Below are 12,334 nucleotides of genomic sequence, written 5' to 3'. Positions count from 1 at the left end.
TGCCCGAATAGCCCTTGAAATATCAGGGGCTGGCCCTAGCTATGACTGCGAATCGCCTTGAGAGGATCTCCGGGCGGCTTTTGACTTCAGTTTTTCGCTCACAAAGACATGACAAAGCAAACCCATTCCTTCCAGGCCGAAGTGGCCCAGCTGCTGCACCTGGTCACGCATTCGCTGTATTCCAACCAGGAAATCTTCCTGCGCGAGCTGATCTCCAATGCTTCGGATGCTTGCGACAAGCTGCGCTTTGAAGCGCTGGGCGACGCCAGCCTCTACGGCGATCAGCCCGAGCTGGAAGTGCGCGTTTCCTTTGACAAGGCTGCCCGCACGCTGACTATCACCGATACCGGCATCGGCATGAGCGAGCAGGAAGCCATCGACAATCTGGGCACGATTGCCAAGAGCGGCACCAAGGCTTTCATGGAAAAGCTCAGCGGCGACCAGAAGGCGGACTCGCAACTGATCGGCCAGTTTGGCGTGGGCTTTTATTCGGGCTTCATCGTGGCCGACAAGATCACCGTGGAGACCCGCCGCGCCGGTGCTCCGGCATCGGCCGGCGTGCGCTGGATCAGCGGCGGCACGGGCGACTTCGAGATCGAGCAGATCGAACGCGCACAGCGCGGCACCAGCATCACCCTGCTCCTGCGTGACGACGCCGAGGAGTTTCTCAACGGCTACAAGCTCAAGCAGGTCATCTCCAAATACTCCGACCACATCAGCCTGCCCATCCTGATGGAAAAGGAAGAGTGGAAGGAAGGCGAGAACGATCAGCCCGGCGAAATGGTCAAGACCGGCGAATGGGAAACCGTGAACAAGGCCAGCGCCCTGTGGACCCGCGCCAAGAAGGACATCACGGAAGAGCAGTACAAGGAGTTCTACAAGGCCATCAGCCATGACTTCGAGGACCCGCTGACCTGGAGCCACAACCGCGTCGAAGGCAATACCGAGTACACGCAGCTGCTATACATCCCCGCCAAGGCCCCGTTCGACCTGTACCAGCGTGACAAGCACGCCGGCATCAAGCTCTATGTGAAGCGCGTCTTCATCATGGACGATGCCGAGGCGCTGATGCCCCAGTACCTGCGTTTTGTGAAGGGCGTGATCGACTCTGCCGACCTGCCGCTGAACGTGAGCCGCGAGCTGCTGCAGGAAAGCCGCGATGTGCGCCTGATCCGCGACGGCTCGGCCAAGCGCGTGCTGTCGATGCTGGAGGATCTGGCACGGCACGACAAGCACGAAGCCGCGACAGAGGCTGCCGATGGCGTGCAGGATGTCGTCAGCGAAGAGGACAAGGCCAAGGAAGGCAAGTTCACGCAGTTCTACAACGAGTTCGGCGCCGTGCTCAAGGAAGGCCTGGGCGAGGACTTCGGCAACAAGGAGCGCATTGCCAAGCTGCTGCGTTTCGCCAGCACCACTCATGAAGGCCTGAACACTTCGTTTGCCGATTACAAGGCACGCATGAAGGAAGGTCAGGACGCGATCTACTACATCACGGCCGACACACTGGCGGCGGCCAGGAACAGTCCTCAGCTCGAAGTGTTCAAGAAAAAGGGCATCGAAGTCCTGCTGATGACCGATCGCGTGGACGAGTGGGCGCTCAACTATCTGCACGACTTTGACGGCACGCCGCTGCAGTCCGTGGCCAAGGGCGCTGTGGATCTGGGCAAGCTGCAGAACGAGGAAGAGAAGAAAGCCGCCGAGGAAGCCGCCGAAGCCTTCAAGCCCGTGCTGGCCAAGCTCAAGGAAGCCCTCAAGGACCGTGCCGAAGACGTGCGCGCCACCAGCCGCCTGGTCGACTCGCCCGCCTGTCTGGTTGTCAGTGACGGCGGCATGAGCCTGCAACTGGCTCGCTTGCTCAAGCAGGCCGGCCAGGCCGCGCCCGAGTCCAAGCCGGTGCTGGAAGTGAACCCCGATCACGCCCTGGTCAAGAAGCTGGACGGCTCCGTCCACTTCAACGATCTGGCCCAGATCCTGTTCGACCAGGCCGTGCTGGCTGAGGGCGGCATGCCCGAAGACCCGGCTGCTTATGTCAAGCGTGTGAACGCGCTGCTGGCCTGATCGGTTCGGTCTCCCCGATAGAAATCCCCGCAGAGTGGTGGCTCTGCGGGGATTTTTTATGATTTCTGGCTGTATCGCTTATGAGTATGGCGCCACCAGCTATCAAAATTGATTAGCTGCGTGAACGTGCAAGCAGGCTGCGATCCCAGAGCACCATGGCCAGAGTGAGCAGGCCCAGCAGGCCGCCCATGAGACTGGTACCGGTCCAGCCATGTGCCAGCCAGGCCCATGAGCCCAGTGCCGAGCCGAGGGAGGCGCCGAGAAAGTACGTGGTCATATAGACGGCATTGATGCGCGAGCGGGCCTCGGGAGCCAATGCATAGACCACGTTCTGGTTGCTGATGTGCAGCGCCTGCAAGGCGCCGTCGACCACCAGCAGGCCAAGCAGAAACCACCAGATGCTGCTGCCGCCCAGCCACAGGCACAGCCAGCCCAGCAGCATCAGAATGGCGCCGGCCAGTGTGGCGGACTGCTCCAGTCCCTTGTCGGCCATGCGTCCTGCCACATTGGCCATCAGCGCGCCGGCAATGCCCACGATGCCGATCAGGCCGATCATCAGATCCGAGAGTTCAAAGCCCGGCCCAGCCAGCAGCAGCGCCATGGTGGAGAACAGCACGCTCACGGTGGCAAAGCCGGTGCCGCCGATCAGCGCGCGGCTGCGCAGGCGCGGATGGCGGCGCAGCAAATCGCCCAGGGACTTCATGACTTCGCCATAGCTGACGGGAGCGGCAGGTGCTGCCCTGGGCAGGGCCCGTGCCAGCAGCACAGCCATGAAGGCGGTGCTGATGGCCCCCACCCAGTAGACGGTGCTCCAGCCGCCCAGGTCGGACAGAATCCCCGCCACGCTGCGCGAAGCCAGAATGCCGATCAGCAGGCCGCTCATGACCAGGCCGACGGCACGTCCGCTGGCGCCGGGGGCGGCAAAGGTGGCGGCCATGGGCACCAGCACCTGGGCGGCCACTGAGAACACGCCGGCCATCAGGGTGCCGGCGGCGAGCAGCGCGAAGCTGCCAGCCAGGCCGCTGATGCCCGACAGCAGCATGCCGCAGGCGGCCAGCAGCATCAGGGTCAAAATCAGGCGGCGGCGCTCCAGCATATCGCCCAGCGGCACCAGAAACAGCAGTCCCAGGCCGTAGGAGACCTGGGCCATGGTCACGGTGCTGGAGGCCTGGGCATCGCTGATCTGCAGATGCTGGACCATGGAGTTGAGCAAGGGCTGGTTGAAATAATTGGCTCCGGCGCACAGACCGCAGGCCGTGGCCATGAGCAGCAGGGTGGTTCTGGAGAGGACGGTGGTGGCCGCTGGTGTTGTGGTTTTCATGAGGCGCTCAGGTGCAGGGGTCAGGCGGAAATGGCGGCTTTGGCGCCCATCGCCATGGGCAGGGCCGCCGTGGCCTCCACCTCGATCAGCATGCCGGGCAGGGCAAGCTTGGGCACGGGAATCAGCGTGCAGGCCGGAAAGCGCGGCCGCCTGTCGCCGGGCTCACCGCTGCCCCAATGCTGTCTCACGGCACTTTGCCAGTGTTCGAAGCGCTCCAGTGAGTGATCGACGATGAGCACGGTGAGCTTGAGGACATGGCCCATGTCCGCGCCACCGGCGGCCAAGGCGGTCTTGATATTGGCCAGAGCCTGCGCAGCTTGCTGGGCAAAGTTGTCTGGCAGCTCGGCCAGGGCGTTTTCTCCGCCCTGGCCCGAGACGAAGAGCCAGCGCAGCGGCTCCTGGACGGTAACCACATGGGTGTAGCCATTGGGTATGCTGTCATAGAGGCCGGCGGGCTGCAGATGGCGCAGTTGCGGGGCAGGGGCTTGGGCAATGAAACTGGGCTTGGCGTCCATTAAGGTCTTTCAGGCAAGGCTGGTCCGGCAGGGCCCGTCAGCGGCAGGCCTTTGTTCCGGAAGCTGCTGGAATTGTTCAACCTCAACTAAGCTTGAGGTCAAGGGGTTTGTATGACCACACAGGATTGCGGTCATGGCTGGCCAGGCAGGGACAACGGGAAAGCAGCGGGGGATGACTGTGCAGTGTGAAGAGACTGGCGAGATGAATGGATGTGGCAACGGCCTGGTGGCCGAGGCTGAAGGAATGCCGGATCTCAGTGTGGGAGAGGTCGCCAGCCGTAGCGGGGTGGCGGTATCGGCCCTGCATTTCTATGAGAAGCAGGGCCTGATCGCGAGTGCGCGCACGGCCGGCAATCAGCGCCGCTATGCGCGAGCGGTGTTGAGGCGGGTGGCGGTGATCAAGGTGGCTCAGCGCATGGGTGTACCTCTGGCCGAGATAGCGCAGGCACTGGCCCATCTGCCGGCCAACCGCGTGCCCGGCAAGGCTGACTGGAGTCGCCTGTCCTTGCATTGGCAGGCCCAACTCGATGCACGCATTGCCATACTGACCCAGCTCAGGGATCAGCTCGACTCCTGCATAGGCTGCGGCTGCCTGTCTCTGCAGGCCTGCCCGCTGCGCAACGACCATGACTGTCTGGCGGCGCAGGGGGCCGGCCCGCATTTCAGATAGCTGGCTTACTGGCGCGGCACGGGCAGCACGCGGGCCCGTACGCTGATGACGCCCAGCAGTGCCGACAGCAGGCCCAAGCAGGCACAGAAGGCTATCAATGCGCCCGTCAGCCCGATATGGTCGGACAGCCAGCCCATGCCCAGGATGGGGACGATGGTGCCTACATAGCCGACGACCAGATAGGTGGACAGCAGGCCTGTGCGGTTGACGGGCTTGGATACCTTGTTGACCACGGCCATGCCCGACAGATTGCACAGTGCATGACCGCAGGACATGCTCAGCACACTCAGAGCGAACAGCCATGGCGAGCCGGCAAACAGATTGAGAACCAGCAGGACATTGGTCGCCGCCAGGGCGAAGAAGCCGATGATGATCAGTCGCTTGGTGGGGTAGGGCCGGGCGATCAGCTGAATGCCGGCCGACAGAAACAGGATGACGCCGATGGACAGGCCCGAGACTGCAGGTCCATGCCAGGGCAGCATCTGGGCCATGAAGCTGGGGGCCATGGCGGCAAACAGGCTGAACATGCCGAAGGCGGAAAACGCCGCCATGCAACCCAGCGCATAGTGATAGAGAAAAGGCTTGCGCGGCTGGGAGATGCTGGGAAGGACATCTTTCAGCGTCAGGCCGGGCGCGCTGTGGACGGGTGCACTGGTCGCCGGAAGCTGGATCTTGAACAGCGCATGGATGCCCAGAAAGCTCAGTGCGATGGGCGGCAGATAGCTGCTGACCAGGGGGAATGGCACCCATTGCGCCATCAGGCCGCCAACCACGGGCCCGAGGCCGAAGCCGAAGGCAATCGTCAGGCTGGTGGTCGCAGCCGCACGCTGCAGGTCGCCCTTGTTGTTGAGCTGGGTCATGCCTATCGAGGCCGATGTGGTGATCAGGCCCGAGGCCAGGCCGATGATGAAGCGGGAGGCGCCCAGGCTCCAGGCATTCCAGGACAGGGCCGAGCCGATGACGCCTACGGTCATCACCATCAGTCCCAGGCGCAGCACTTTGAGAAAACCGAAGAGGTTGGTCAGACGGCCCAGGAACAGCAGGCTGATCAAGGCGCCCAGCATATAGGTCACGAAAATCTGCGTGATATGGCTGGGCTGCAGCCCCCAGGCCTGCTGGTAGAGCGGGTAGAGCGGGCTGGCAAGCGCCGTTCCCATGACGCCGACGCACATGGAAAAGCACACCCAGGCATAGGGACTCAGACGGGATTGCATTGGGAAAGCGTTGGTGAGGCAGTCATCCGCATGTCCGGTGCGGGCAAGTCGGCTTGACCTAGAATTATTAAAAATGACTATTTGGTCAATTTTATGAATTCTAGAAAAGGATTTCAGCGCATGGTGGATGGCGCGACGGCTGCCCCTTGTGCAGACCCGGATATCGGCACGCAGGCAAAGCGTCAGCGGCGCACGCGTGGCCCTAGTCTCGACAAGACAGCGCAGACACGTCAGCAGATTGCGGAGGCCGCGCTGGCCGAGTTCGTGGAGTGCGGCGTGGCCCGCAGCACCATGGAGCGCATTGCATGCCGCGCGCAGGTGGCCAAGGGCACGCTGTATCTCTACTACCCATCCAAGGATGAGCTGCTGCGGGGCGTGGTGGAGCACGCGCTGCGGCATTCGGCCGTCTACCAGCCGCTCAGGCGCCGAAAGGGCGAGACGGTGCGTGCCTTGCTGCGCCGCAGTTTGCTGCCGACGCTGGAGGCGGTGGACAGCAGCGAGCGCGGCATGCTGGCACGTCTGGTGCTCAGCGAGGCACGGCATGCGCCTGAGCTGGCCAGACTGTACAAAGAGCTGGCTTTTGATGCCTGGCAGAACTATGTGCAGGACTTGCTGGCGCTGGCCGTGAAAGAGGGGGAGCTCAAGACCCGTTCGGTCAGCCGCAGTGCCCAGTTGCTGGCCAGCCCGTTCTGGATGGCGCTGGTGCACAACAACCTGCTGGCCTCCGAGGGCTCGCAGAAGCTGGCCCTCAAGCCACTGGTCGAGCTACTGCTTGATAACCTTTTTGCGGGCGCGGCGGGTGACAATGCGACTGTTCAACGTCAGTGAGATGAATTCCATGCCAGTCACCATCAAGCCCGGTCATCACAGAATCCTGAGCACGGTCTGGGCCGCCGCTATGGTGCTGGCCTTACCCGCCTGCGGCTCCGTAGGAGCTGGCGTGGGCGTCGGGATTCCGGTGGGGCCGTTTTCGGTGGGCGTGGGCCTTGGCAGCGGCGGTCTCAGCGCAGGCGTCGGCACGGGCGTCGGGCCTGTCGGTGTGGGCGTAGGCGTCAATCAGCGCGGGCAGGTACTGGGCAGTGCCGGTGTGGGCGCGTCCACCGGCGTGGGCGGTGCCAGCGTGGGCGTCGGGGTGGGGTCCTCCACCGTGCTGCATGACCCCAATCGCCCGCAGGCACCAGAGGCGCAGCCCGAGCCGCCGCCGGCCCCCGCACAGAGCGGCGATGCCGTGCAATGGCGCGATGCACGTGGGCAGCTCGTGCCCGAATGCCGTTTGCAGGGGCGCTGCTAGCGCTTTGCAGGCATGGACCGCCCTAGGCGTAGAGCGGCTCCTGCTGCATGGCTTCGATCTGTTCGTTCAGCATGCCCACCTGGCCCTGCCAGTAGTCGGTGCTGCCGAACCAGGGGAAGTTGATGGCAAAGATCGGGTCCTGCCAGCGGCGCGCCAGCCAGGCGCTGTAATGCAGCAGGCGCAGGGTGCGCAGCGGCTCGATCAGTGCCAGCTCGCGCCGGTCGAAGCTGCGGAACTGTTCATAGCCTTCGAGCAGGGCCGACAGCTGCTGCGTCTGCTGACCCCGGTCGCCCGAGAGCAGCATCCACAGATCCTGCACGGCAGGACCGCTGCGCGCGTCGTCCAGATCGACGAAATGCGGGCCGCCATGGCCTTCGTCGTCCAGCGGCGTCCAGAGAATGTTTCCCGGGTGGCAGTCGCCATGCAGGCGAATCTGTGTCGCAGAATGCAGGGCAAAGTGTCCTGCGGCACTTAGCCCATCAACAGACGGTGCTATCAATGAAAGAGCTTTGTCGCAAGCATGCTGCCAGCGGCTGCGCACTTCGAGCGCGACGACCTCATGTTCGAGCAGATAGTGCATGGATTCGTAGCCGAAGCTTTTCAGGTTCAGCGCCGGACGATGCGCAAAGGGCCGGGCGGCACCCACGGTGTGGATGCGGGCTAGAAAACGGCCTGTCCATTCCAGCACCTCCCAGTCGTCCAGCTCGGGGCGGCGCCCACCGCGCCAGGGGCTGATGCTGAACAGAAAGCCCGCATGTTCATGCACAGTCTGTCCTTGCAGCACCAGTGGTGCAACCACGGGAACTTCCCCGTCCGCCAACTCCTGGGAGAAGGCGTGCTCTTCCTCGATCTGGGTGCGGCTCCAGCGGCCGGGGCGGTAGAACTTGGCGACAACCCTGTCGCCCTCGTCCTGGTGGGCCAGATAGACGCGGTTTTCATAGGAGCTCAGCGCCGTCAGCCGTCCGTCCGGCACAAGGCCCGTGCTGCACAGCGCATCGATCACGCAATCCGGCGTGAGGTCCGCATAGGGGTGAGAGGGGTCTTGTGTATCGCTCATTCCTGCATTGTCAGGCCCAAACAGGTCAGTCCGGGTCGGACGGGGTTGCGCATACGCCGACAAGATTGCTTTTGATTTGATAGCAATATCCATCGGACAGGACTGGCCTGGTGGCCTGAAAATTGGGAAAAACTGTCTTGGTGCTGTGCATGCGGCCGAAGCTGGCACACTGCCCGCATGCAAGACAGCGAAGCACTTTCACAGCCCTGCGAGGACCGGGATTTTGCAGAGTGGCATCAAGGCTGCCCCTGGTGCGCCGTCTGGGTGGTGATGCTGCAAGGCCCTGACCTGGAGTCCTTGCTGCAGCAGGCCAGATCCAGACTCGGTGATGCCCTGCTGCCGCGCCATGCGCGCCAGCCACATATCACGCTGGCCTATAGGGGGCTGTGCCGGGGAGGGGATGAGCATGCGGCGCGGGAATATGACCGGCTGGCGTTGAGCGCTGATGTCGCCATGCTGCAAGGCCTGCGGCTTGGCCCTTTTGCCGTGCAAGTCGCGGGGGTTGGCAGCTTCACCACCGTGCCCTATCTGGGTGTCGGCCGGGGGCAGGAATGCCTGCAGCGCCTGCATACGGCGCTGGTGCCCGTGGAGCCCGCGCCGGGCTGGCGCTATGTACCCCATGTGACCCTGGGCCACTATGCGAGACGGCTGCCGCTGCGAGAGGCTGTGGACAAGTTGCTGGCAATGATCCAGGACTTGCCGGTCTTCGAGGTAAGGCAGCTGGCGCTGGCCCGCTATGCGGCGGCCGATATTGCCGGGCCGCTGACGCTTGAAGGCGTCTTCGAACTGGACACCGGGCGCTACGCTGCAGCGCCCGGTGCCCTGTGGCCTGAGCCGCTTTAGGCGATGGTCAGCGTCACGCCGATATTGCCGCGCGTGGCGTTGGAGTAGGGGCAGACCTTGTGAGCGGCGTCCACCAGTTGCTGGGCCGCAGCCTTGTCCATGCCGGGCAGGCTGATCTTCATGCGTACGGCGATGCCGAACACTTCGCCCACGGGGCCCAGATCGACTTCTGCGTCTACTGACAGGTCGGCAGGCAGGGTGATCTTCTGGCGAGCGGCCACGGCTTTCATGGCACCGATAAAGCAGGCGGAGTAACCGGCGGCAAACAGCTGCTCAGGGTTGGTGCCCTTGCCGGCGCCGCCGGGCGAGCTGAGCTGGATGTCCAAGCGGCCATCATCGGTGCGCGAAGCGCCTTCGCGGCCGCCGGTTGTGTGGGCGTGGGCGGTGTAGAGAACTTTGTCGAGCTGGGCCATGGTGTCTTCCTTTGCGAGATTGCCCGGCAGTGCGGGCGGGTGGAGGAAATCGTCACCCCGGTATCAGCCGGAGTGGCTGCGGCGCGGTGCCAGCCGTGCGCGCAGTGTGCTGAGCTGGCCCGTAAGAGCCTGCAGTTCGGGCAGGGTGCACTGGGTGCTCTGAAGCACGCAGGCAGGTATTTTCTCGGCCTCGGCGCGCAGTGCCCGGCCGGTATCCGTGAGGGCGATGCGCACGCGGCGCTCGTCCTGTGCATCGCGCTGGCGTGCCAGCAGGCCTGCGCTCTCCAGTCGCTTGAGCAAGGGCGTCAGCGTGCCTGAATCCAGGTAAAGACGCTCGCCCAGTTCCGAGACCGTGAGCTGGTCGCCTTCCCAGAGCACCAGCATGACCAGGTACTGAGGGTAAGTCAGGCCTATGGCATCCAGCAAGGGCTTATAGAGCTTGGTCATGGCCAGCGATGCCGAGTACAGCGCAAAGCAGACCTGATTGTCCAGGCGCAGCAGCTCGGAGCTGTCGGGGAAGAGGTTGTCATCGGATCGCATGGGTTGAATTATTGCAGACAATTAAATTGCGTGCAATTTAATTTGCAAGCCGCCAATACGAAAGAGGTAGTAGAGAGGTATGGAGCAATGCAAACAGGCTCCGTGTACGGAGCCTGTCGCGGCTGAAACTGTCCCGTGCCTGGCGGGCGCGTTCTTAACGGGCGCGTGCTCAGCGGGCAGTCAGCGCATCGGCCAAGGCCTGGTACATGGGCAGGCTGGTCGGATCTATGCCTGCATTGCCCGCAATCGGGTGGGAGGCATAGCGCACCACTACCATCTGGGCCTTGGGGTCGATATAGATGGCCTGACCGTGAATGCCGCGCGCCATATAGGCCCCGTTGGGGTTGTGCGAGACCCACCACATATTGCGATACGACCAGCCGGGCAGAGTGGCATAACCGGCCTTCACAAACTTGGCAGGGTCGGCGCCGCGGCGGATGTCCTGGACCACGGCCCTGGGCAGCACCTGCTGGCCGCTGGCGGCGCGGCCTTCGTTGCGCATCAGCTCGCCGAAGCGGGCCAGGTCGCGCAGCGTGGTGTTGAGCCCGCCGCCGCCCGATTCCGTGCCTATGCGATCCACCATGAAGTAGGCGTCCTGCTCGGCTCCGATGCGGCTCCAGATGCGCTCGGACAGCAGCTGGGCCAGAGGCTTGCCGCTGGCGCGGCGCACGATCCAGGCCAGGACTTCGGCGTTGACTGTCTTGTAGGCAAAGCCCTGGTCATGCTCGCCCTCTTTTTGCAGGGTCTGCAGAAATTCGTAGAAGCTCCTGGGCCCGGCATAGTCCTTGCCCTGGGGCATCATGCCGCCGGCGCGGGCGTAGTCCCAGACCTCTGCCTTGGGATCGGCGTAGTTCTCGGAGTACTTCACGCCGATCGTCATGTCCATCACCTGGCGCACCGTGGCGTCGCCATAGGCGGTGTTCTTCATCTCGGGCAGATAGTCGGTCACCGGTGCTTCGGGCTTGATGACGCCCTCGTGGGCCAGCAGGGCGGCCAGGGTGCCGACAAAGGACTTGGTGACCGACATGGCCAGGTGCGGGCGCTGCGGCTCCAGTGCGCCCAGATATTTTTCATAGATCACGCGGCCCTTGTGCATGACCAGGATGCCGTCGGTGTAGTTGCGATCCAGCGCCTGGGCAAAGGTCAGCTCCTCGCCCGTGCCCATGACCTTGAAGCGAACTTGTTCGATGTCGACCGGAGTCGAGCGCAGTGCGCTGGGCGCGCCAGGGCCGCGCCAGACATTGGCTGTGGGCGTGATTTCGCGGATATGCGAGAAGGTCCAGCGATTGCGTGGAAAGGTGTTGCCCAGGGGGTTGTCGAAGGTGATGAGCTTGTCGGCAGCGGGCGGAAAGCCCTGCATCCACCCCATGGCCTGCACGCTGGTGCTGGCCGGGTCGGGCAATGCGGGAGCGGCAGCTTGTGCATGGACTACAGAAACCATAGCTGTCAGCGCAAGTGGCACAAGCGTTTTGTGCGTAAAAGACTTCAAACTCATCATCACCTCTTGGACTTTGGATTAACGACCGGTAAAACGGGCTGGGCGTTTCTCGACGAAGGAGCGCACGCCTTCGGCGGCGTCCTCGCTATTGGCCAGGCGCTGCTGCACGGGGATGAAATCGGCCACGGCGGCGGCCTGGCCCAGCTCTATGGCCTTGAGGACATTGAGGCGTGTGGCCACCACGGCCTGCGGCGCCTGGGCGGCAATGCGCTCGGCAATGCGAAAAGCCTCGTCCAGTTCCTGGCCCGCAGGCACCACTTTTTGCACAAAGTTGCAGCGCAGGGCTTCGGCCGCATCGAACGCGTCGCCGGTCAGCAGATGCAGCATGGCATTGCCCACGCCGGCGCGCTCGGGCATGCGCAGCGTGGCGCCGCCCGTGGGCATGATGCAGCGCTGTACTTCCATCTGTGCAAAGCGGCTGCTGTCGGCAGCGACGACGATATCGGCGCCCAGCATCAGCTCTATGCCGACGGTAAAGCAGATGCCCTTGACGGCGGCCACCATGGGCTTGGTGCGGCGGCGGTAGCCGGGCAGGCCATAGTCATGAGGCTCCACGAGGCCGGCAGGGATGGCTTTCTGGCCAGTCTTCATGAATTCGGCGATGACGGGCAGATCCAGTCCCGCCGTGAAATGTTCGCCAAAAGCATGGAGCAGGCCCACGCGCAGCTCTGGCTCGTCGTCGAGCCGGGTGTAGGCCTCTGCCAGTTGCTGGAACATGGCCGGCGTCCAGCCATTGCGCTTGGCCGGGCGGTTGATGCCGATCAGCAGCACATGGCCGCGGACTTCACAAGAAATACAGCCCTCGGGCGGAGGGTTGGGAATGTCGATTTGCATGGTGAATCTCCTGCGCAAAACAATAGACCGCAGCGGTTTCCGCAGCAGTCGCATACAGGACGAGTCATCGCTTGCAGAGC

The 12,334-nt window shown here is 63.5% G+C and carries 13 protein-coding genes; 5 read left to right on the top strand and 8 right to left on the bottom strand.

Annotated elements, in window-relative coordinates:
- The first annotated feature begins 108 nt into the window (after positions 1 to 108).
- A complete protein-coding gene (gene htpG / locus P353_RS20190) occupies positions 109 to 2,058 on the top strand; it encodes a molecular chaperone HtpG (RefSeq protein ID WP_034373598.1) in 1,950 nt (649 codons plus the stop codon).
- A 112-nt stretch (positions 2,059 to 2,170) separates the two neighbouring features.
- Here the strand turns inward: htpG and P353_RS20185 are convergent, their stop codons facing one another.
- A complete protein-coding gene (locus P353_RS20185; protein WP_034373595.1) occupies positions 2,171 to 3,379 on the bottom strand; it encodes an MFS transporter in 1,209 nt (402 codons plus the stop codon).
- 20 nt (positions 3,380 to 3,399) lie between these two features.
- Positions 3,400 to 3,894 (bottom strand): RidA family protein, encoded by a 495-nt coding sequence (locus P353_RS20180; protein WP_034373592.1) that lies wholly within the window; start codon positions 3,892 to 3,894, stop codon positions 3,400 to 3,402.
- A gap of 202 nt (positions 3,895 to 4,096) precedes the next feature.
- Between P353_RS20180 and soxR the strand changes: the two genes are divergently transcribed.
- Positions 4,097 to 4,564 (top strand): redox-sensitive transcriptional activator SoxR, encoded by a 468-nt coding sequence (gene soxR, locus P353_RS20175; protein WP_034373589.1) that lies wholly within the window; start codon positions 4,097 to 4,099, stop codon positions 4,562 to 4,564.
- A gap of 5 nt (positions 4,565 to 4,569) precedes the next feature.
- On the opposite strand, the gene P353_RS20170 is transcribed toward soxR, so the two are convergent.
- Positions 4,570 to 5,778, bottom strand: coding sequence for an MFS transporter (locus tag P353_RS20170; protein WP_080750623.1), 1,209 nt, complete (start codon positions 5,776 to 5,778; stop codon positions 4,570 to 4,572).
- A 93-nt stretch (positions 5,779 to 5,871) separates the two neighbouring features.
- Between P353_RS20170 and P353_RS20165 the strand changes: the two genes are divergently transcribed.
- Together P353_RS20165 and P353_RS20160 are read left to right on the top strand one after the other, a co-directional pair.
- Positions 5,872 to 6,606: a TetR/AcrR family transcriptional regulator gene (locus tag P353_RS20165; RefSeq protein WP_232776722.1), complete on the top strand. Its 735-nt coding sequence runs from the start codon at positions 5,872 to 5,874 to the stop codon at positions 6,604 to 6,606.
- A 1-nt stretch (position 6,607) separates the two neighbouring features.
- Positions 6,608 to 7,069: a hypothetical protein gene (locus P353_RS20160; protein ID WP_196354077.1), complete on the top strand. Its 462-nt coding sequence runs from the start codon at positions 6,608 to 6,610 to the stop codon at positions 7,067 to 7,069.
- 22 nt (positions 7,070 to 7,091) lie between these two features.
- Here P353_RS20160 and P353_RS20155 read toward each other — a convergent pair whose 3' ends face one another.
- Positions 7,092 to 8,126, bottom strand: a complete 1,035-nt coding sequence (locus tag P353_RS20155) for a serine/threonine protein kinase (protein ID WP_034373583.1) — start codon at positions 8,124 to 8,126, stop codon at positions 7,092 to 7,094.
- 177 nt (positions 8,127 to 8,303) lie between these two features.
- On the opposite strand from P353_RS20155, the gene P353_RS20150 reads away from it, so the two are divergent.
- A complete protein-coding gene (locus P353_RS20150) occupies positions 8,304 to 8,969 on the top strand; it encodes a 2'-5' RNA ligase family protein (RefSeq protein ID WP_034373581.1) in 666 nt (221 codons plus the stop codon).
- Here P353_RS20150 and P353_RS20145 read toward each other — a convergent pair.
- From P353_RS20145 to P353_RS20130, 4 genes are all read right to left on the bottom strand, one after another.
- A complete protein-coding gene (locus tag P353_RS20145; protein WP_034373578.1) occupies positions 8,966 to 9,382 on the bottom strand; it encodes an organic hydroperoxide resistance protein in 417 nt (138 codons plus the stop codon). The genes P353_RS20150 and P353_RS20145 overlap by 4 nt on opposite strands.
- Before the next feature lie 63 nt (positions 9,383 to 9,445).
- Complete coding sequence (locus P353_RS20140) at positions 9,446 to 9,922, bottom strand: MarR family winged helix-turn-helix transcriptional regulator (protein ID WP_034373575.1); 477 nt, start codon at positions 9,920 to 9,922, stop codon at positions 9,446 to 9,448.
- A gap of 169 nt (positions 9,923 to 10,091) precedes the next feature.
- Positions 10,092 to 11,417 carry a serine hydrolase domain-containing protein gene (locus P353_RS20135; protein WP_196354078.1) on the bottom strand — a complete coding sequence of 442 codons (1,326 nt, stop codon included), beginning with the start codon at positions 11,415 to 11,417 and terminating at the stop codon, positions 10,092 to 10,094.
- A 21-nt stretch (positions 11,418 to 11,438) separates the two neighbouring features.
- Positions 11,439 to 12,254, bottom strand: a complete 816-nt coding sequence (locus tag P353_RS20130) for a crotonase/enoyl-CoA hydratase family protein (protein WP_034373570.1) — start codon at positions 12,252 to 12,254, stop codon at positions 11,439 to 11,441.
- Between the last annotated feature and the right edge of the window lie 80 nt (positions 12,255 to 12,334).

This window comes from Comamonas testosteroni (assembly GCF_000761245.1).
GTDB lineage: Bacteria > Pseudomonadota > Gammaproteobacteria > Burkholderiales > Burkholderiaceae_C > Comamonas > Comamonas testosteroni_C.
Note: the sequence above shows the minus strand (reverse complement) of the source record. Positions and strands in the feature narration are given on the sequence as shown.

Coding starts and splice junctions, on each gene's coding strand:
- htpG (WP_034373598.1), top strand. CDS start 109: ATGACAAAGCAAACCCATTCCTTCCAGGCCGAAGTGGCCCAGCTGCTG.
- P353_RS20185 (WP_034373595.1), bottom strand. CDS start 3,379: ATGAAAACCACAACACCAGCGGCCACCACCGTCCTCTCCAGAACCACC.
- P353_RS20180 (WP_034373592.1), bottom strand. CDS start 3,894: ATGGACGCCAAGCCCAGTTTCATTGCCCAAGCCCCTGCCCCGCAACTG.
- soxR (WP_034373589.1), top strand. CDS start 4,097: ATGAATGGATGTGGCAACGGCCTGGTGGCCGAGGCTGAAGGAATGCCG.
- P353_RS20170 (WP_080750623.1), bottom strand. CDS start 5,778: ATGCAATCCCGTCTGAGTCCCTATGCCTGGGTGTGCTTTTCCATGTGC.
- P353_RS20165 (WP_232776722.1), top strand. CDS start 5,872: ATGAATTCTAGAAAAGGATTTCAGCGCATGGTGGATGGCGCGACGGCT.
- P353_RS20160 (WP_196354077.1), top strand. CDS start 6,608: ATGAATTCCATGCCAGTCACCATCAAGCCCGGTCATCACAGAATCCTG.
- P353_RS20155 (WP_034373583.1), bottom strand. CDS start 8,126: ATGAGCGATACACAAGACCCCTCTCACCCCTATGCGGACCTCACGCCG.
- P353_RS20150 (WP_034373581.1), top strand. CDS start 8,304: ATGCAAGACAGCGAAGCACTTTCACAGCCCTGCGAGGACCGGGATTTT.
- P353_RS20145 (WP_034373578.1), bottom strand. CDS start 9,382: ATGGCCCAGCTCGACAAAGTTCTCTACACCGCCCACGCCCACACAACC.
- P353_RS20140 (WP_034373575.1), bottom strand. CDS start 9,922: ATGCGATCCGATGACAACCTCTTCCCCGACAGCTCCGAGCTGCTGCGC.
- P353_RS20135 (WP_196354078.1), bottom strand. CDS start 11,417: ATGAGTTTGAAGTCTTTTACGCACAAAACGCTTGTGCCACTTGCGCTG.
- P353_RS20130 (WP_034373570.1), bottom strand. CDS start 12,254: ATGCAAATCGACATTCCCAACCCTCCGCCCGAGGGCTGTATTTCTTGT.